This window comes from Bariatricus sp. HCP28S3_F11 (assembly GCF_052065395.1).
Taxonomy (GTDB): Bacteria; Bacillota; Clostridia; order Lachnospirales; family Lachnospiraceae; genus Allocoprococcus.
Window position 1 is genome coordinate 1 of record NZ_JBQHUC010000134.1, and the last position, 306, is coordinate 306.

Genomic DNA, 306 nt, shown 5'->3' on the forward strand with positions numbered 1-306 from the left:
CTCCGGATCGTTGGATATTTGCTCCTCCCCGAAGCTTTTCGCAGCTTATCACGTCTTTCATCGGCTCTTAGTGCCAAGGCATCCACCCTGCGCTCTTTCTAGCATAACCAATGGATGTCGAAAGCGGTTCTGCTGATTCAAAGCGGTTCTTGGAAATAACCGCTCCGTAAATCATTCGACGGGTCACTTTCTAACATCGACACATATATAGCGTTATATGCGTTGGTATTCAAGGTTGTTTTTTTACTTCGTTTTCTCGAAGTGTTAGTTAATTGTTACTCTTAAGAATAACAATCACCTCGGATG

1 rRNA gene is annotated in these 306 nt (G+C 43.5%); it reads right to left on the minus strand.

Features of this window, described 5'->3' with window-relative positions:
• Positions 1-109: ribosomal RNA gene (locus ACTNBR_RS16620) — 23S ribosomal RNA — on the minus strand; the annotation flags it as partial.
• Positions 110-306 lie beyond the last annotated feature (197 nt).